Below are 18002 nucleotides of genomic sequence, written 5' to 3'. Positions count from 1 at the left end.
AGTTTATTTAATTGTTTACAGTAACATCTTCTTTATATGCCTTGATAACATCCAACCAATGGTCTGGCTTTTGTCCTTTAAACTTTTCTTTTAAATTAAATGAAGCCAATGTTTCTAGCTTACTTTTTGCTGCTTTCGACATAACAGAATCTAAATTAGAAGCCTCTAACATTTGAATAGAACCGTCTAACTCAATTGATCTTCTCAATGCATGTATAGACGTTCCGGTTACTAATCGGTTCATTGTTTCTCTAAAGCTCTTGCTATCAAGAGTTTCACTAATAGAATCTAAGACTAATTGTTCTACATTAAATTCATGAGAAGCTTCTAATAACTCTAGATAAAGAGCAACTACACCTTTCATATAAATGCTGCGGATTAGTTTTACAGCAGAAGCATCACCAGGTTTTTCACTTACTTTAGTTATGTTCATACCGTAAGGATTCATTAAGGATATTAATCGATCTACACCATTTCCACTTGCTGAAATGGGGACCTTGTGTTTGTAAACTGGCAAGGGACCTAGCATTGCGACATCCACAAAAAATGCATTTTTTTCTTGTATATTTGTATTGATTTTTTGTTTCACTACTGGAGTAGAAGCTGATACATCTACATAGATACAATCTTTCTTTATGAATGGTTTCAGCATTTCACTAACTTCGAGAGCTTTATCTGCTGGTACTGCCACCATTACTACATCTACTTGACTTAACATCTCTTCAGGTTTAGAAAGAATTTCTACTTGAGCTTGAGTAGCCCGTTCTTTAATTTGTGGACCAAATGTGGGATGGTCTATCATAACATCATGAGCAAAAATGGTTTCTAGCCCTTCGCCTTTTAGGCCAACTGACAACTCAAAGGCTGCCTCTCCAAATCCAATAAAACCTAATCTCATTTTAAAGCTCTCCCTTCTGTTTATAATCCATATACTTTCATTTGTTCTCTTAACCATGAAGGCTGAATGTTGCCTCCAACTTCACCTTGCAGACGCGCTTTTTCAAATACCTCAATCGTTTCTAAACGTGTTTTCTCATACTCTAATTTTTTTTCAGCTTTAGAAAGAACCTCTTCAACCTTTTCTTTTGGAACTGCAACAACCCCGTCATCATCACCTATAATTAGATCTCCTGGAATAACGGCTACACCTCCACAAGAAATAGGTTTATGTAATTCACCTGGACCGTCTTTTAGAGGGCCATTTGGAATAAACCCTTTTGAAAAAATAGGGAAATCTGATTGGCTAAGCGTCTCCTTATCACGAACTGCCCCGTCTATAATAATGCCCTCTACTCCCATAGCTTTAGCTGCAGCTGCCATTAATTCTCCGAGATAAGCATTTGCGGTATGCCCCTTCCCATCAGCAACTAATACATATCCTTCTGTACCATCATAGATTGCCTGATGAAGAAATAAGTTATCTCCAGGTCTTAAACTTACAGTTAGAGCAGTTCCAACTACCTTCATTCCTGTAGATACAGGCTTAATTTTATAATCCATTGAGCCTGTACACCCCATTGCATCGGATATAAGAGTTGTGTTAAGAAGTTTTGCTCTCTTAATAATGTCTTCAGATAATACTGGTGCTAAATTACTCACTGATATACACTCCTCTTCGATTTTAATATATTCTAATCAATGCTCTACTCAGGATAACGCTTACAAAATTAAAGTAATAAAAATTACTACATTTTTTATCTAAGTAATATTTATTACTATAATCTTAAATGTATCTTATCACCGGTACCTAATAAAGTAAATCTATTTTTATAAATAAAGCACAGGAAAAACATATCCTAAGCTTTATTACTTAGAAGAAACATTTTTACATAAAAAATCAAACATGCTAAAATTCAAGTAAGTATTGTGATAAATACTTTTTTTATACTAAAAAAAAATAAAATTTACAATATAATCTGTTTAATTGGAGCGAATATATGGAAAATCCAATATTAAAATTAAAAGATAATATATCACAACTAACAGAAACTCAACGTAGAGTAGCAGACTACATCCTTAAAAACCCTGTCGATGTAGCTTTTCTAACTGTTGACCAATTGGCCTTAGCAGTAAAAACTAGTACAACTACGATAATGAGATTAACTTTTAGCCTAGGCTATTCTGGATATGCAGAGTTTCAAAAAGGACTTCAGGAACTTTTGCGTAACAATGCTGCTCCTCAAATCAGATTAGAAACAAATTTGAAGGGCTTAGATGAGAGTGATTTGTGGATGCGCTGTGCAGAAAATCAATTCAATAATATTCAATCAACAGTAGAAATGATTTCTACAGAGAGCCTAGATAAAGCGTTAGAAATGATTGTCTCTGCAGACCGAATATTTTGTACAAGCGTTAGAAGTGGTTTACCCGTGGCACAGCACTTATCTTTTGGGCTTAATCGACTACTGGGAAACTGTGAGCTAATTGTCTCTGACTTAAGTGATTGGGTGGATAAAGGAATTACTTTAACTTCTAAAGATTTAGTTATTGCAACCTCTTTTCCAAGATACGCTAGAAGAACTGTTGAATTTGTAACAGCTGCTAAAAGCAATAATGCTCAAGTCATTTCAATCACTGATAGTTATTCTTCCCCTTTAGTTAAGTACTCTGATTTAGTACTGACTTGTAGCTCGAGTAGTATCGCTTTTCATAATTCACCTATAGCGTCGCTACTTGTGGCCGATTATCTTGTAAGTGCGATAGCTATAAATTATCCAGAAAAGACAAAGGATCGTCTCGATAAAATCACTTCAGTCCTTACAAAAATTAATTATCATTACACTGATTAAATTTACGAATGTGGTAAAAGCATAAAATATCGAATGTATAAAATAATTCGATATTGTATGTTTTTACCATTTTTTATTTTTTTAATTAAGTCTAATACTTCCCTTTCACTTTTCAGTTCTATAAAAAAACATTTACTTTTCATTAGAAGCCATGATAGTATACTTTTAAATAGTCAAAATTATTACAACAATTAAATAAAAAGTAATAATTATTACTTCAAACGATGGGTTGTAATAATGAATATAGTTAGTTCTGTAAAATCATTTTCAGATATCATCCGGAGATATCTGACTGCTCCCCTACTAAGATATTACAAAGTGACTATAAGTTTATTAATCCTAACACTTGTATTTTGCTCGTTAACACGCAAATGATGAGAGCGTTACCTTTGGTTCTAAGCAATCATCAACAAAAGATTTTAGTAAAGGAGTGATTAGTTAAAGAAACACGAGAATAGAAAATAATCTATTAATGATTCTATATATACAGTGGGCTTAAGGGGGAATTCACGCTAGATTTTTTGTAAACCCTTACATTAGTTCTGATAACAGGTTTCAAACCAATAATATGTAAAAAAGCCAATTATTTTCTACTGATGAATGATTGTGCAAAGCAGCTTTATAATAAAGAATGATAGTTAGATAGTTTCATGAGAATTTAAAAAGTATGACATTAAAGATAAACAAGAGGGAAAATGAAAGAAAGTTCTAGAGGGGGTATAACATGTTAACATTTTTAGGTTTTTCTATGATTGTAGTATTCATGTATTTAATCATGAGTAAGCGCTTATCTGCTTTTAGTGCATTAACAGTGGTTCCTATTGTTTTTGCTTTATTGGGCGGATTTACTGATTTAGGTCCAATGATGATGAAAGGGCTTGAAACCATTGCTCCGACAGCAATTATGATTATCTTTGCCATTCTCTACTTTGGCGTGTTAATCGATACAGGATTATTTGATCCTCTCGTAGCAAAAATTATAAAGATGGTTGGCGGTGATCCTTTAAAAATCGTGATGGGTACTGCAGTACTTTCTCTAATAGTTGCTTTAGATGGTGATGGTACCATTACATATCTAATTGTAGTAACTGCATTTCTCCCACTATATAATCGATTAGGCATGAATAAACTTATTTTAGCTTGTATTCCTGCGTTAGCAATGGGTGTTATGAATTTGACTCCCTGGGGTGGTCCTGCTGTACAAGCTACGGCGGCCGTAAAAGCAGATGTAACAGACTTGCTATTACCACTTATTCCTTCTATGATTGCAGGAACAATCTGGGTTTTAGGGGTTTCTTATTTCCTTGGACGGCGCGAGCGTAAAAGACTTGGAGTTATCAATATAGATACAGAATTTAATAATGAAATTGCTGCAGCTCTTGATGTAGGAATGGATGCATCAATAAAGCGTCCAAAATTATTTTGGTTTAACTTAGTTTTAACACTTTTACTTCTTACTGCTTTAGTTTTAGGGTTCTTACCATTACCAGCTTTGTTTATGATTGGATTTGCTATCGTGATGATTGTTAATTACCCAAATTTACAAGATCAAAAGGAGCGTTTGCATGCTCATGCAGGAAATATATTAACCGTTGTTTCCATGATATTTGCAGCAGGTATATTTACTGGAATTATAGATGGAACAGGAATTGTTAAGGCTATGGCGGATACTTTAATAGCAGTTATTCCTGACGCTCTTGGCCCTAAATTAACAGTAATAGTTGCGCTTATAAGTATGCCATTCACATTTTTTATGGCAAATGCCCCTTTCTATTTCGGGATTATCCCTATTATGTCTGAAACAGCTGCTCATTTCGGCATCCCTCCAATAGAAATTGGTCAAGCTTCTCTACTAGGACAACCCTTGCATCTACTAAGTCCACTTCAAGGTTCTATCTATGTCTTAGTAGGACTTCTTGGTATTGATATAGGTGATCACATTCGTTTTGCTGCCAAGTATGCTATTGGAACAGCGTTAGTTATGACGATTGTAGCTGTTTTATTTGGAATACTCTCCATATAAATCATTTATAGTAACAAAAAAAGAGAGCTGACTTTTTAAAACAGCTCTCTTTTCCTATCTGATTTAACGAGTTTTTCTCTATTTATTCTACCAAAAACGTTCGTAAAGCTGTAAGTATGAAAGGAGACGTTCGTAATTTATTTCAAAACTTAAACGAACGATAGAAATATCAGGTTTCTTATAAAAAAGAAAAGTCCGTAAAAGTATACTTTTACGGTAGGTACGTTCAATTTTCTTCAAAAATTATAGAGGTAAATTCAAGAATTTTATTTGCAACTTTTTAACGCTGTTTAAATAAAAAGTAAATTACTCCTTCTGCTTATTTGTAAAATTAGAACATTTTCCTCTATAATTATTGATAATTTTCAAATTACAGAATATAATAATAACAAGAGTTTACCACAGGAAACTTTTTAGCGTACGGTAAATAAGCGTTTCATCATTTAAAAATGATTCCCTCATTATGAATAAAAAGAGTGAGAGGTAGCCTGGAACTATCTCTCACTCTTTTTATCATTATTTTACTTGTAATTCAGCAATCATATCTTCTAGACGCTCTTTCTGTGCTTGAAGCTCTTCCATAGAAGGTTGATAAGATGAAATAGTTTGTTGTCCACCATATGCCTGTTTAGGTTGAACCAAACGTTGTAATTGCCCACCATTCTGTTCATATAAACGGTAGCCTACTGCGCCTACCACTGTTCCTGATACAAATCCCATTAGAAAATCGCGATTAATCATTATAAAACTCCCCCATAATCCTAAGTTTTTTATATCAATTCATACAAAAGGTATGAATGAATATCTTACGTAATTGTAGATAACTTTTGTGATTGCACTTTCTGCTTTTCATGTAACAATTCCAACACATTCACAATCCATGTAATCATCGCTACATATAGCATATTTGATGGCCCTAGAGATAACATCGTAACAATTCCAGTTAAAATATCTGGGTGCCTCATTTTATTGCTCGTACCATGGGATAAGACCGTATAGCCTGTTGCGACTACTGCTCCATATACGAGTGCATCTGGTTTATAAAAAGAGGATTTTCGAATACCTGCTAGTAGAAGTAATCCCCCAGAAAACAATGTACGTAGCCAATCATTTCGTGTGGCAGGATCCATTTGAATCATAATATCATCTAGTGGATCTAAACGCGTTTGCTGAAAAAAGATAGATATATAACGAAAAATGGTATTGCGAGAAAGTTGTGAAACATCATAGTGAATAAGCATGGTTTGAATGGTGGGTTCTATTCTCACACTTGTTATACCTTTTAAAGCAGAAAACATATGCTCAATCTCCACATGATTTTTCTTATCTCTCAATGCTGGGATATGAAATCGAATACGACCTGGTATATCATGCAGAACGTAGAATTTGGGATTCATTGGTTTCCCTCCCTAACCATAAAATTCTTGCACTATTTATTACTACACCAATAGTGGCCGCATTATGAATAGCTGCTCCCACAATTGGAGAGAAGATACCTAAAGCACCGAATAATATTGCAATACCATTAATAGCAAACGTGGCAATAAAGTTTTGTTTAATAATGTTCATGGTCTTTTTAGATAGTCCAACTAACTCAGAAAGCATTTCTGGGTTATCAGACGTAATAATAACGTCACTGGCTTCTGAAGCAATGTCTGTTCGTTTAGCACCCATCGTTACACCTACATGAGCATGAGCTAAAGCTGGTGCATCGTTAATGCCGTCACCTACCATCATGACAGCTCCCGTTCTTCCATACTTCTTCACATAAAAGGCTTTATCATCTGGCAAAGCCTCTGCATGATACCAGTTCAGTTTTAAGCGACGCGCCATCTCTCTTGCAACCGTTCTCTTGTCTCCAGTAAGCATAATGATGTCGTTAATACCTTGATGTCGAAGATTGTTCACTGCGCGGTGCATACCAGAACGTATTTTGTCAAAAATGCTAACTACTCCTACAAGTGTTTGATCATAAGCTACATAAATCACATTTTCGTCGTTTTGCATGTGTTGAAGTAAGTTGGTTGTTTTAACTTTTAATTCATTCATAAAGCGTAAACTTCCAACAATAACTCTTTTACCATTTAACCAAGTGGAAATTCCTTTTCCTACCGTTGTTTCTACCTGAGCATTATTGTCTCTAATAGGAATTAAAATGTTCCAATCTTTCGCTTGCTTCATAATTGCATCAGCAATAGGATGGGTAGAATTTTTCTCAGCTGCTGCAGCTAAACGAATGACATCTTCTTGATTAAAGCCTTCAGCAGCAATTACTTGCTGAACCACAGGCGTTCCTTCTGTAATAGTTCCAGTCTTATCAAGAATAACTGTATTTAGTTTAGACATCTTTTCAATATGATCACTGCCTTTAACAATAGCCCCTTCTTTTGCAGCACGTCCAATGGATGCGTATAAAGCTGTGGCCGTTGATAATTTAATTCCGCAAATAAAATCAATAACTAACATACTCATCGCTCTGTTAAGGTTTCGAGTGAAGAAAGATGTAAGCAGTGCCAAACCAAAAGAAACAGGAACCATTTTTTCAGCTACTGTATCGGCTATATTTTGAATAGGAGCGCGCTTATCTTGTGCTTCCTCCAATAGTTTCACAATTTTAGAGAGGGATGTATCTTCTCCTACTTTTTCAACTGTTACAGTAACGTGTCCACTCTGCAAAACACTTCCAGCGTACACATTATCTCCACCACTTACCTCTCGTGGCATATACTCCCCAGTAATTGAAGCTTCATCTGCTGTACCATTCCCCTCTATTATGATTCCATCCACGGGAATTTTTTCTCCAGTGAAAACTACAACCTTATCACCAACTTGAATATCCTCGACTAAAACCTTTTCTTCAACGCCCTTTTCCTTTACTCTCCAAGCATATGAGACATCTAATTTTAGGACGGAGTGAATATAATGCTTGGTTTGTTCAGACGTATAGTCTGTTAGCAGCTCACTAATAGTAGACATCAAAGTGATAATTAAAGCCGATCCTGGATTCTTCATATACAAAGAAGCGAATATAGAAGCAGCTGTTAATGTATTAGCATTACCTTTTCGTTCTTTTAGGACATGAATAACACCATCTTTAATTACCTCATGGGAAGTACCAATAGCAGTAAAGGTGCTAACCCAATAGGATAGTGCTTTTACTATAGCAGGATACGAAGAACGTTGAAGGTACCAGTTAACTAAAAAAATAGTTCCACAAGCTATGATAGGTATAGCCTTTTTCCATGAACATGCTGCTTGCTTGAGTGTATGTTTATATTTATGGATGAACGATTTTAGACTGTATAAAGAGAGAGTAATATGATGATAAATGAGTAGACTTCCGGTTACTTGATTATAGCTTGCAGAATATACCCCTGGAAAAGAGCGTAACCAAGTTTCAATATGGTTTGTCTCTAGCTGTTTAGGTATATAAAATCGGGTTCTTCCAGGGAGAGAATGAGCTACCTTTACCCCGAACATCATCACCTATTCTTTTCCCCCTTATCCTTAATGATGTTGTATGACCAATAAAGTAAGCTTGCAGAGAAAGCAGGCGCACTTCCAAACGTCTGAATTCCTTTTCCTAATAAAAATAGAACAAATAAACTATCAAAGTCAGCAAAGCCATTAGTTTGCTTTTTAATCCCTTTATCTATAAATCCAAGTGTGTTAGTCATGCCATTCATCAATGTAGCATCTTTGTTTAAAATGGCGTTAGCTGCTATTTGTACGATATAATTCATCAGTTCATCTAGCTCTTCCTGGTTAATATGAGGTACAACAAATTGAAGCACTAAACTTCCGGTTAGTTCTGAAGCTTCCGATGTTAAAATAAGAGGATGTTTTTTTACTTCTTCCGTTAGAGCATGTGCAATGATACGGTGCTTCCAACTGTCACATTGTATACGCAGTCGCCCCGGCATCGCATGCACTACTTTTATTTTTTGATCACGGAATTGAGACATAATTTTTGGAGCAATAAAAGAGGCACCTAAACCAATTACAGTAGGAAGCATGCTCATCCCTCCCTTTCCTTAAGCTCTATATTCTTCTTGATATATTTGTTCAATAAGTTGAAACCACTCTTCAAGTTCTTTGTTATTTGTCATATAAGAAGCCTTATATGTAATAAGTAAACTCCCGGTATCTGGTGTAAATACTGCGTCATAAACAAGGGGTTGAGACTTCAAATTTAAAATAATTAATTCAACTAGTTTTTCATTCTCTTTCCAAACAGTTGAACGAAGTCTAATTCTTCCTGGAATAAAATGCACAAGATCAATTTGTAACTTATGTAGTTTTCTTTCTGCATGTTTCATTAGTATCTTTTCTTTAATACTCATTAATATCTAGATACCACCAATCATTTTTCTTTATTTTACCAACTTATATATTTTATAACAATATAAGTATTAAAATAATGTAAATTTTATTACGCGCAAGTAAGTACTAAAATTTACAGTATTCTAGTACTGATTTTCAATAATAAGATAAGAAATTGCAAAACTAAACGTATCTGTATTTCTCAGTTCTATACCTTATGCTTTTTACATAATATATACCAAATCGTAAACATTACGTTTTGATGAAGGGATAATTATTATTTTTGAGGTTTTTATCTTTTAAATATTTTTTATATTAACTCTTTCTTATTAGCTGCATAATGTGTTTAAACTCTATCATATAGTTTTAGTAATTGGAGGTGAAATGATAGATTATGACAACTCTATCACAGTTAAGTAAAGACCTAATAGGTGTGCTGTTACTAGTGCTTTTTGGTTATTGTTTTTTCTTTGTCGATATAAATACGCACGATTTAGCTATCCCAGCATCTCTATTAAATGTAAACTCCATTTTTTTAAGCATTGTACTTGAGGCTATACCCTTCATTTTAATTGGAGTATTTGCATCTGCCCTGATTCAAGTATTTGTCTCAGAAGAATTCATTCAACGTCTAATTCCAAAAAATCCGTATATAGCTCTTTTACCAGCTGTTCTAGTAAGTGCTCTTTTACCTGTTTGTGAATGTGCCATTATTCCAGTTGTAAGGCGTTTATTAAAAAAAGGAATGCCTCTTCATATCGGTATTGTCATTCTAGTTGGTGCACCTATTTTAAATCCTGTTGTCTTTGCTGCTACTTTTTATGCATTTCAGTCAAATACGTCTATCGTCTACAGTCGTATGGGACTGGCTGTCGTAGCTTGTCTATTAATTGGTTTATCCATTTACTTCTTTTTTAAAAATTCAAATCAGCTACGACATGTACACGTTCACGAACATGAAGAAGCGAAAGGAGGAAATAAGTTAAAACAAACGTTGTATCATGCTAGTGATGAATTTTTTGACATGGGCAAATACTTACTATGCGGTGCCCTCGTAGCAAGTCTGTTTCAAACCTTTTTAGATAGACAGTTATTAACAAACCTTGCAAGTAATGAATTTATGTCTTCTGCCGTTATGATGGGATTTGCTTATGTACTGTCACTTTGTTCAGAAGCTGATGCTTTTGTTGCTTCATCTTTTTCTCATACATTTTCACCTACAGCTCTTCTTGCCTTTCTACTATATGGTCCTATGATGGATTTTAAAAACACCATTATGCTATTGTCTTTTTTTAAAAAACGTTTTGCATTTAGTCTGATTCTTATCATTACTGTGGTTGTATACGTTATTGTCATGACTTATGGGATAGTTAGTAGATAGGAGAAGTGGTATGAAAAAAATTGACCAGCAATTTGTCATCTATATAAGGGGGATATTACTAATTGGTTTTTCCCTCCTTATGTTTAAACTCATATTAACAGGTAAAATCATTCAATTTATTGCGCCTAAAATGATGCCTTTTATATTGTTTTCTTCTGGTACCTTTTTTTTGTTGGGAATTATACAAATTTGGCGAAGTAGTATCAATAAGGATTTATCTTGTGAATGCGGTCATGATCATACGGAAAAAGGAAAAATTCGAACAACGTTTTTTTACTCTTTATTTCTATTACCTATTATGACGGGCTTTTTATTTTCAAATCACACACTTGATAGTTCGGTTGCAGTAAGAAGAGGGTTAAGCTTTTCAGTTAATACGCCTGATACTCCACAACAAGCCGGAAGTGATGAAAAAATTGACACCACTAATTCAGAATTGGAAAAGGATACGAATGATTTCTTGTTTGGAAATTCAGAGGAAACACCAAAGAATGTTCCAACAAGACACCAAAATAGTATTGCTGCTAAAGTAGCACCTAAAGGTTTTTATGAATTACTTGAAAAGAAGCTACTCAAAAAACCGGAAATTTCTATAAATGACACGGATTATATTCCAGTCATGAATATTATTGAAAACAATACAGATCAGTTTGTTGGAAAAAAAATCGAAGTCAGTGGCTTTGTATACCATGAAAAAGGATTTAAAGATAATCAATTTGTTGTTGCTCGTTTTGGAATATCTTGTTGTGCAGCAGATGCATCTGTATATGGCTTATTATCTACCCTAGAAAATGCCTCAGCATTAAAAAAAGATACTTGGGTTCATATAAAAGGAATCATACAAAAAACTACGTACAACGGAGAAAATGTCCCCTATATTCAGGTTCAACGGATTGAGTCCATTCGCAAGCCTGATAACCCGTACGTATATGAACTTTATCAAGGTGAACAACTGATAGGACCTGGAGAATAAAAAGACTATAAGGCATGTGTATGCTACCAAGGGCCAACTACATGTAATTTATTTGTTACGTTAGATACTTGGGAAGTACAATGGTGTCTAAAAAACTATACTTTTACGGACGGCATCTTTAAAGGTATGTTAAGACGCTGAATCAGTTATTATCGTTAATAAAATAAAAAGCTACCTCGGAGTGAATGCGAGGTAGCTTTTAAACAGGGTTACAATGAAATTTGCAAAAAATAAACTGATCTTTAGTATCGTATCTGAATACAAAATCAATTACTTAAACTGTGATATGTATAAAAGGTTTACTTTTTATGCACTAAGCTATAATAGGACAGCTTTTTAAACTCCTGATGGTAGAAGGAGTTTTTTTATGGCTTGCTCTGATATACAAGTATGTTAACTGCTAACGAATACCCTATACACAAAATCACTATTATATGTTTGGCTAATATACTTTGTCTTATTTAAGGATTCATTATGGTATAATTATAATTTCGTTTACATTTATGGTTAATACATGGTAATTAACCATATGATAGGAATTTTATTTGACGGTAGGAGTGTTATATGAAGTACGTAGAAGTTGTCACAGAAAGTAGAATAAGAACAATATCTTTAGTACTACTACTTATTTTTATGAGTTTAGGGTGGTATTTAGATAGTTCTTTTTGGTACAAGGCAGTCATCATGGTTGTCTCAGTTGCATTTATCTTACATAGTTTACATTATTATTTAGCAGGAAGAAACAAAACAGTAGGTACTGTGGCTATAGTAGCAAGTTCAACCTTTGGTTTGTTTAATTTATTGAGAGTTTTTCTCTAAAAACATATTTTTTATATTGCAAGAAATGAGGATCTTTCTATGTTTAAAAAGGTTTTAAAGTGTTATGACTACAAATTTATTATAGCTTTAGTTATCTTAAGTATGATTGGTTTAATTATGGTTTACAGTGCTAGTATGGTAACAGCTATCGCTCGATACGGATTCACGGGTGATTACTTTTATCAAAAACAAAAGTTTGCACTTATAGCAGGGCTTTTCTTTTTCTGCGTTACAGCCGTTATTCCTTATAAGATGTACCAAGAAAAAAGATTCTTGATGCTTGCATTAGGAGGAATAACTACCCTGTTAGTTCTAGTACTTGTATTTGGACATACGGCAGGAAATGCAACAAGTTGGCTTGTACTTGGTCCAGTTAGAATACAGCCATTGGAATTAACAAAACTCGTCATTATTGTCTATTTAGCAGCTGTTTTTACAAATAAACAGGAATATATAAATGACTTAAAGCGTGCAATTATTCCACCTATTCTTATTGTCTTTTTCCTTTGCTTTTTAATTGCTATGCAACCTGACTATGGTGGAATTCTTCTTATTTTAGCAATCGTTGCAGCAATCGTTTTATGTTCTGGTATTTCTAGAAAATCAATGTTAAAAATTGCGATGCTAGGGGTAGTAGGCATAGGAATTATGCTTTTCGTTTTATTAGTAACTGGCCATATTGATACAGTCTTCTCTCCTGTACGTATCTCTCGTTTTACAGGATACTTACATCCATTTGAAAATCAGCAAGGCGACGGATATCAACTTGTTAATTCTTATTTGGCTATAGGAACCGGAGGGCTACAAGGTTTAGGTCTAGGACAGGGTGTACAAAAAGCTGGTTATCTACCTGAATCTCATACAGATTTTATTATGGCTGTTATTGCAGAGGAACTAGGTTTTTGGGGTGTACTTATCGTCCTGGGTTTATTATTTTTTATTGTTATTAAAGGGCTAAGAATTGCACAGAAGTGCAAAGAACCTTTTGGAGCATTAATGGCTATAGGTATTTCAGTTATGATTGGTATTCAAGTATTTGTGAATCTTGGAGCAGTAACTGGTATCTTACCTATTACAGGTGTAACTTTACCGTTTGTGAGTTATGGTGGATCTTCACTCACGTTATTAATGTTATCTATGGGCGTATTAACTAATATCTCTATGTTTAATAAGTTCGAAGAAAAGCATAAGGGTGAATTAGTTAAACGACGTAAGTTAAAGAGTGTTTAAACCGAGGAAAAGAGGAAGGTAAAGAATACCTTCCTTTTCTCTATTATTAAATTATGGTTGTGTGGTTTCTAAATTGTCGAGCTCCCAATGAACGTTATCTAACGGATCATTTTTACTGTCTATATATAAATAGAATTGATCTAATTCCTTTACATCTTTAATTAAGAAAGAAACATCAAAAACTATAGATTGCCCTTGAGGGAGACTATTGTATATTTGAGCATCGTTAGGAAGAGCTTTTCCTACAACCTTTTGTTTTGTTTTTTCGTTTTCTATCCAGAACTTCAAGGGAGAAAGGTTAACAACTGTACCGTCATTATGAACGTTTTCCACCTTAATCTGTGCCTTAATTGTTCCTGAACTTTCATTTGTTTTCTCATATGTTCCAGTTAGAACGGATATAAGATAATCCCCGCCTTTAAAGCTTTCTCGATAGGACAAGATCCCTTTCTCTAATTTCTCCATCTCTAACCTCTCCTGCTTTTCTGCAGGAGTTAAAGTACTCTCAACTTTCTTTTGAGGTTCTGCTTGAACAGTTTCTTTCTCTTCACTACAAGCTGTCATAAGGCTTGTAACCATAAATGCTATACAAGCTGTTGCTATAATTGATTTCATCGTATACCCTCGCCACATTTAAAAATTTAGTATCAGGTTAATTTTACATCAAAAGGAAATAAAAAGAATTAAATTTTGCAAGAATAACATATTTTAAGAGCGAAGATAATGTTACTTTAACATTGTTAACAAAATAAAAAGCAACCTCGGCATTGGCAAGCGAGATTGCTCTTTCATAAGGGTTTGTCCATACGTATCCGAAGTATGAAACATAAGTAGATTACCATGTTCTGTAATTAAAGGCTATTTTTAATGTGTTGCTGCATATGTATAAAAAGTGCACGTTTTATACATCCGTCTCCCACTTGGGTGTCGAGTAAATGCCGTCATATTAAGGGTGTATAAAAAGCTGCATATTCGATAAAAGGCACCCTACTGAGAACCCTTCTCCCAAGAGGGTTCTTTTTTATGGTGTGTTCCTAAAAGAGTGTTTATGTAAACTAGCTCTGTATATGGTATACATTTTCTGGTGATGCCTCATAATTATATGAGAACTCTTCTTTTAATATTGAATACATTTTTAAATTTTGATGTTTTCCCTTTATAAACATGGCTTTTCTAAGGGTTCCTTCAAAGGACATGCCCAATTTTTTCATTACACATGCTGATCCTTTGTTCTCTGCAAAGCATCTTGCTTGAACACGAATAAGATCCATATGGTTAAAACCAAATTTAATCACTTCGCTTACGGCTTCTGTTGCTATACCGTTTCCCCAATAATCTTTAGAAATGATATATCCGATTTCAGCTATATTATGTTCTATATGCCAAGAGATAAAATCAATAGTACCTATAAGTTTGCCATTTTCTTTATACTCTATCGCCCAGGGAGCAATTTTTCCATTCTCATATTGATTTAACACGAATTTAACGAAGTTAATAGTATCGTCAAGTGCCTGATGAGTTTCCCACGTAACGTATTTAGATACTTCTTCATTAGAGCAATAAGAGTACATATCTTCAACGTCATCTAACGTTATTTTTCTTAATATCAGACGTTCTGTTTCAAGTTTGGGTAAATCGCCAAATATTTCTTCAATCTTCATGAAAAACGCCTCCATAATTGTTATTTATTAACATTATATATTTAATTTGTATAAAATAAAAAGTACAGTATCCCTCTCCTTTTAAAAAGTTTATAATATCTTAAAACATACATAAATTAACAAATATTAAAAGGAGTTAGAACTATGCCACTGCCTAAGGTTAAATTAAGAGAACTAAACTTGAGTGATGTAGAGGATCGCTATGAGTGGTCACTTGATGAACAAGTAACTAAGCATTTAGTTGTTCCTGATGAGTATCCTCCATTTACTCTTGAAGATACTGAACAATGGATTAAATTGTGTATATCAAAGTCTAATGGGTACGAACAACGAGCAGTTATAACAGAAGAAGACAAGCACATTGGATGGGTAGATTTAAAGAACTTTGATAAGGTAAATAAAAATGCTGAGTTAGGAATAGCGATTGGGGACAGAAAGTACTGGGGAAAGGGGTATGGTATGTCAGCCCTTTTAGAGATGCTAAGAGTTGGATTTTTAGAATTTAATCTTGTAAAAGTCTGGCTTAGGGTTGATATCGACAACTTAAGTGCAATAAAAAGCTATGAACGAGCTGGATTTATAAATGAAGGTTTAATGAGAAAAGATCGTTATCGTAAAGGCGAATTTGTAGATCGTTATAGGTTTAGTATTCTCAAAGAGGAGTTTATTAAAGTTTAGTACCGATAAAATCTATTATGGTAACTGGCTTTGCATATGATATGCCTAACTTTGATTATTGGATTGTTTCTACTGATGGCTTATAACACATATGCTTGTTCTGATACAAATCCTGCGTTATCTAATTTTTATGGAAATTAGATATTATAAAAAAGAACAAAGCGTCATTTGATTTTAGACTTTGTTCTTCTTGTTTATCATTTAAAGTATAGAAGGTAGACAGTTCAGACAGATTAAAAAGTCAAAAAGAGCATCTAATTAACTTTTAGCAAGTCTAAAAAGCTTTGATAGCACGTCTCTTTGTAATATTGATGGGAATTTATATCTTCGTTCATTAGCCATTGAATGAGCAATCCATCTATAATAGCGCGCATGGTTTTTGAAGTGTTTTCTATATTAATATTCTGTTCAAACACTCCTGTTTTCTGACCAGAAGTAATAATGTCAGATGTAATGCCCCAACAGTTTTGATAAAAATGATGATTAATTTTTCTATATGTTTCATTTTGACCTGCCTGAGACAAGAAATCTAAATAAACTCTATAAAATTTTGCATTTTTCTCAGGGGCGACAAATACTGAGTTTACATAAGCTTTTAATTTACCCAAGGGAGTAGACTCTGAATTCACTGATGCAAGCTCATAGTTATAGATTTTATTTGTAAGCCACTCAAGGAGTTGAGATAAGGTATCTTCCTTATTTTCAAAATAATAATGGACGACTCCTTTACTAACTTCTGCATGATCAGCAATACTCTGTAAGGTAACCGAATTATAACCTTGTACTGACATAGCTTGGAAAGCTGCTCTTAATATTTGATTCTTTCTCTCTTCTGCTTTTTTCTTCATAATAAACCTCCAGCAAACTAAACGTACAAATTAGTATACAACATTTTATAAAATTTGAACAAAAAATTATTCTGACCGGCCAAAAAAGTTTGACCGGTCAGAATAATAATGTATACTAGAAGTAGTTTCACAAAGGAGGAATGACAAAATGAAAGATCAATTCAAAGCGCTAGTAGTAGACAAAGTTAATGATGAATTTTCAATGAATGTAAAAAATATTTCTCTAGAATTTTTGCCTAAGAGTGATGTCTTAATCAAGGTACATTATTCGGGGATTAACTATAAAGATGGGCTAGCAGGTACTCCTGATGGTAAAATCGTAAGAAATTATCCATTTATACCAGGGGTAGATTTAGTAGGTGTAGTCGTTTCTTCTAATGACCCTCGCTTTCATGAAGGAGATGAAGTCATTGCAACAAGTTACGATATAGGTGTTTCCCATTTTGGTGGATACAGCGAATATGCCAGTATTCCAGGTGATTGGATTGTACCTTTACCTGAAAATTTGACCCTTAAAGAAGCCATTGTAGTAGGAACAGCAGGATTTACGGCAGCTCTATCTATACAACGTCTAGAGGAGAATGGAGTATCGCCAGAAAAAGGAAAAGTTCTTGTGACAGGTGCAACCGGTGGCGTTGGCAGTTTTGCGGTCTCATTTTTAAACTCTCTGGGTTATAAGGTAGAAGCTAGCACAGGGAAAGAATCGGAGTATGAGTATATACGAAAACTCGGAGCTCATACCATTATTTCACGGGATGTGACGTATGGAGGAAAAGTTAAAGCTTTAGGGACACAAAAATGGGCTGCAGCCGTTGACCCTGTTGGTGGAGATCCTCTTTCCTCTGTTTTAAGCCAGATTCAATATGGAGGTTCAGTTGCTGTTAGTGGATTAACAGCTGGGACAAAACTGGCCTCTACTGTTTTTCCATTCATTTTAAGGGGCGTCAATTTACTTGGAATTGACTCTGTATACTGTCCAATGGAAACACGTTTAAAAATATGGAAACGCATAGCAACAGATTTCAAGCCATCTAATTTTGAAGATTTTATCTCACAAGAAATTAATTTAAATCAGCTTCCTACTGTTCTTCCTAACATTTTAAAAGGGCATGTAAGAGGAAGAACGATTGTAAAATTAGTCTGATAAGAAATTTATATTGAGATTTCTTAATGTCAAAAATCAAGCACTATAAAGGATTTTTTAAGTGTTTGAGAAATACAATCAAAAAAGCTAAGGGTTTAACCCTTAGCTTTTTTGGTGCCTAGAATGTTGATTA

Annotated in this window: 18 protein-coding genes; 8 read left to right on the top strand and 10 right to left on the bottom strand. The window is 34.1% G+C overall.

The window, feature by feature from the left end; all coding sequences use genetic code 11:
* Positions 1 to 7 precede the first annotated feature (7 nt).
* Positions 8 to 898: a prephenate dehydrogenase/arogenate dehydrogenase family protein gene (locus ACO1DI_RS14560; RefSeq protein ID WP_042992187.1), complete on the bottom strand. Its 891-nt coding sequence runs from the start codon at positions 896 to 898 to the stop codon at positions 8 to 10.
* A gap of 20 nt (positions 899 to 918) precedes the next feature.
* Positions 919 to 1599 carry an RraA family protein gene (locus tag ACO1DI_RS14555; protein WP_423145418.1) on the bottom strand — a complete coding sequence of 227 codons (681 nt, stop codon included), beginning with the start codon at positions 1597 to 1599 and terminating at the stop codon, positions 919 to 921.
* A 338-nt stretch (positions 1600 to 1937) separates the two neighbouring features.
* On the opposite strand from ACO1DI_RS14555, the gene ACO1DI_RS14550 reads away from it, so the two are divergent.
* Both ACO1DI_RS14550 and ACO1DI_RS14545 read left to right on the top strand, forming a co-directional pair.
* The gene (locus ACO1DI_RS14550) at positions 1938 to 2789 is read left to right on the top strand and encodes a MurR/RpiR family transcriptional regulator (protein ID WP_014460600.1); all 852 of its coding nucleotides are present in this window, start codon (positions 1938 to 1940) and stop codon (positions 2787 to 2789) included.
* 724 nt (positions 2790 to 3513) lie between these two features.
* Positions 3514 to 4812 (top strand): CitMHS family transporter, encoded by a 1299-nt coding sequence (locus ACO1DI_RS14545; RefSeq protein WP_014460601.1) that lies wholly within the window; start codon positions 3514 to 3516, stop codon positions 4810 to 4812.
* 516 nt (positions 4813 to 5328) lie between these two features.
* Here ACO1DI_RS14545 and ACO1DI_RS14540 read toward each other — a convergent pair.
* The 5 genes from ACO1DI_RS14540 to ACO1DI_RS14520 all read right to left on the bottom strand — a co-directional run bounded on the left by ACO1DI_RS14540 (position 5329) and on the right by ACO1DI_RS14520 (position 9155).
* Entirely contained in the window at positions 5329 to 5553 is a 225-nt protein-coding gene (locus tag ACO1DI_RS14540) for a hypothetical protein (RefSeq protein ID WP_011106165.1), read from the bottom strand.
* 65 nt (positions 5554 to 5618) lie between these two features.
* The gene (locus ACO1DI_RS14535) at positions 5619 to 6209 is read right to left on the bottom strand and encodes an HMA2 domain-containing protein (RefSeq protein ID WP_011106164.1); all 591 of its coding nucleotides are present in this window, start codon (positions 6207 to 6209) and stop codon (positions 5619 to 5621) included.
* Positions 6181 to 8295: a heavy metal translocating P-type ATPase gene (locus ACO1DI_RS14530; protein ID WP_423145431.1), complete on the bottom strand. Its 2115-nt coding sequence runs from the start codon at positions 8293 to 8295 to the stop codon at positions 6181 to 6183. The genes ACO1DI_RS14535 and ACO1DI_RS14530 overlap by 29 nt, the downstream gene beginning before the upstream one ends.
* A complete protein-coding gene (locus ACO1DI_RS14525) occupies positions 8295 to 8828 on the bottom strand; it encodes an HMA2 domain-containing protein (protein WP_011106162.1) in 534 nt (177 codons plus the stop codon). Before ACO1DI_RS14525 ends, ACO1DI_RS14530 begins: the two co-directional genes overlap by 1 nt.
* An 18-nt stretch (positions 8829 to 8846) precedes the next feature.
* Complete coding sequence (locus ACO1DI_RS14520; protein ID WP_102055962.1) at positions 8847 to 9155, bottom strand: HMA2 domain-containing protein; 309 nt, start codon at positions 9153 to 9155, stop codon at positions 8847 to 8849.
* Positions 9156 to 9529: 374 nt separating this feature from the next.
* Between ACO1DI_RS14520 and ACO1DI_RS14515 the strand changes: the two genes are divergently transcribed.
* The 4 genes from ACO1DI_RS14515 to ACO1DI_RS14500 all read left to right on the top strand — a co-directional run bounded on the left by ACO1DI_RS14515 (position 9530) and on the right by ACO1DI_RS14500 (position 13538).
* Entirely contained in the window at positions 9530 to 10516 is a 987-nt protein-coding gene (locus ACO1DI_RS14515; protein ID WP_014460607.1) for a permease, read from the top strand.
* A gap of 10 nt (positions 10517 to 10526) precedes the next feature.
* Positions 10527 to 11489, top strand: a complete 963-nt coding sequence (locus tag ACO1DI_RS14510; RefSeq protein WP_371905531.1) for a TIGR03943 family putative permease subunit — start codon at positions 10527 to 10529, stop codon at positions 11487 to 11489.
* Positions 11490 to 12053: 564 nt separating this feature from the next.
* Positions 12054 to 12308 (top strand): hypothetical protein, encoded by a 255-nt coding sequence (locus tag ACO1DI_RS14505; RefSeq protein WP_155008797.1) that lies wholly within the window; start codon positions 12054 to 12056, stop codon positions 12306 to 12308.
* A 39-nt stretch (positions 12309 to 12347) separates the two neighbouring features.
* Positions 12348 to 13538: an FtsW/RodA/SpoVE family cell cycle protein gene (locus ACO1DI_RS14500; protein WP_371905530.1), complete on the top strand. Its 1191-nt coding sequence runs from the start codon at positions 12348 to 12350 to the stop codon at positions 13536 to 13538.
* A 51-nt stretch (positions 13539 to 13589) separates the two neighbouring features.
* Here the strand turns inward: ACO1DI_RS14500 and ACO1DI_RS14495 are convergent, their stop codons facing one another.
* Positions 13590 to 14153 carry a hypothetical protein gene (locus ACO1DI_RS14495; protein ID WP_209368849.1) on the bottom strand — a complete coding sequence of 188 codons (564 nt, stop codon included), beginning with the start codon at positions 14151 to 14153 and terminating at the stop codon, positions 13590 to 13592.
* A gap of 440 nt (positions 14154 to 14593) precedes the next feature.
* On the bottom strand, positions 14594 to 15199 hold the full coding sequence (locus ACO1DI_RS14490; protein ID WP_423145417.1) for a GNAT family N-acetyltransferase: 606 nt from the start codon (positions 15197 to 15199) through the stop codon (positions 14594 to 14596).
* A gap of 144 nt (positions 15200 to 15343) precedes the next feature.
* Between ACO1DI_RS14490 and ACO1DI_RS14485 the strand changes: the two genes are divergently transcribed.
* Positions 15344 to 15877, top strand: coding sequence for a GNAT family N-acetyltransferase (locus tag ACO1DI_RS14485; RefSeq protein ID WP_226555637.1), 534 nt, complete (start codon positions 15344 to 15346; stop codon positions 15875 to 15877).
* A 254-nt stretch (positions 15878 to 16131) separates the two neighbouring features.
* Here ACO1DI_RS14485 and ACO1DI_RS14480 read toward each other — a convergent pair whose 3' ends face one another.
* Positions 16132 to 16725 carry a TetR/AcrR family transcriptional regulator gene (locus ACO1DI_RS14480; RefSeq protein ID WP_168760813.1) on the bottom strand — a complete coding sequence of 198 codons (594 nt, stop codon included), beginning with the start codon at positions 16723 to 16725 and terminating at the stop codon, positions 16132 to 16134.
* 148 nt (positions 16726 to 16873) lie between these two features.
* Here ACO1DI_RS14480 and ACO1DI_RS14475 point away from each other — a divergent pair, with 148 nt between their 5' ends.
* On the top strand, positions 16874 to 17869 hold the full coding sequence (locus ACO1DI_RS14475) for an NADPH:quinone oxidoreductase family protein (RefSeq protein WP_423145416.1): 996 nt from the start codon (positions 16874 to 16876) through the stop codon (positions 17867 to 17869).
* Positions 17870 to 18002: the final 133 nt, after the last annotated feature.

It is taken from the genome of Priestia sp. 40 (assembly GCF_049368575.1).
In the GTDB taxonomy this organism is placed as follows: Bacteria; Bacillota; Bacilli; order Bacillales; family Bacillaceae_H; genus Priestia; species Priestia zanthoxyli.
Note: the sequence above shows the minus strand (reverse complement) of the source record. Positions and strands in the feature narration are given on the sequence as shown.

What these genes read in the sequence shown, in the direction of transcription:
- ACO1DI_RS14560 (WP_042992187.1), bottom strand. Translation starts at nt 898, where the DNA reads ATGAGATTAGGTTTTATTGGATTTGGAGAGGCAGCCTTTGAGTTGTCA.
- ACO1DI_RS14550 (WP_014460600.1), top strand. Translation starts at nt 1,938, where the DNA reads ATGGAAAATCCAATATTAAAATTAAAAGATAATATATCACAACTAACA.
- ACO1DI_RS14545 (WP_014460601.1), top strand. Translation starts at nt 3,514, where the DNA reads ATGTTAACATTTTTAGGTTTTTCTATGATTGTAGTATTCATGTATTTA.
- ACO1DI_RS14540 (WP_011106165.1), bottom strand. Translation starts at nt 5,553, where the DNA reads ATGATTAATCGCGATTTTCTAATGGGATTTGTATCAGGAACAGTGGTA.
- ACO1DI_RS14535 (WP_011106164.1), bottom strand. Translation starts at nt 6,209, where the DNA reads ATGAATCCCAAATTCTACGTTCTGCATGATATACCAGGTCGTATTCGA.
- ACO1DI_RS14530 (WP_423145431.1), bottom strand. Translation starts at nt 8,295, where the DNA reads ATGATGTTCGGGGTAAAGGTAGCTCATTCTCTCCCTGGAAGAACCCGA.
- ACO1DI_RS14525 (WP_011106162.1), bottom strand. Translation starts at nt 8,828, where the DNA reads ATGCTTCCTACTGTAATTGGTTTAGGTGCCTCTTTTATTGCTCCAAAA.
- ACO1DI_RS14520 (WP_102055962.1), bottom strand. Translation starts at nt 9,155, where the DNA reads ATGAGTATTAAAGAAAAGATACTAATGAAACATGCAGAAAGAAAACTA.
- ACO1DI_RS14515 (WP_014460607.1), top strand. Translation starts at nt 9,530, where the DNA reads ATGACAACTCTATCACAGTTAAGTAAAGACCTAATAGGTGTGCTGTTA.
- ACO1DI_RS14510 (WP_371905531.1), top strand. Translation starts at nt 10,527, where the DNA reads ATGAAAAAAATTGACCAGCAATTTGTCATCTATATAAGGGGGATATTA.
- ACO1DI_RS14505 (WP_155008797.1), top strand. Translation starts at nt 12,054, where the DNA reads ATGAAGTACGTAGAAGTTGTCACAGAAAGTAGAATAAGAACAATATCT.
- ACO1DI_RS14500 (WP_371905530.1), top strand. Translation starts at nt 12,348, where the DNA reads ATGTTTAAAAAGGTTTTAAAGTGTTATGACTACAAATTTATTATAGCT.
- ACO1DI_RS14495 (WP_209368849.1), bottom strand. Translation starts at nt 14,153, where the DNA reads ATGAAATCAATTATAGCAACAGCTTGTATAGCATTTATGGTTACAAGC.
- ACO1DI_RS14490 (WP_423145417.1), bottom strand. Translation starts at nt 15,199, where the DNA reads ATGAAGATTGAAGAAATATTTGGCGATTTACCCAAACTTGAAACAGAA.
- ACO1DI_RS14485 (WP_226555637.1), top strand. Translation starts at nt 15,344, where the DNA reads ATGCCACTGCCTAAGGTTAAATTAAGAGAACTAAACTTGAGTGATGTA.
- ACO1DI_RS14480 (WP_168760813.1), bottom strand. Translation starts at nt 16,725, where the DNA reads ATGAAGAAAAAAGCAGAAGAGAGAAAGAATCAAATATTAAGAGCAGCT.
- ACO1DI_RS14475 (WP_423145416.1), top strand. Translation starts at nt 16,874, where the DNA reads ATGAAAGATCAATTCAAAGCGCTAGTAGTAGACAAAGTTAATGATGAA.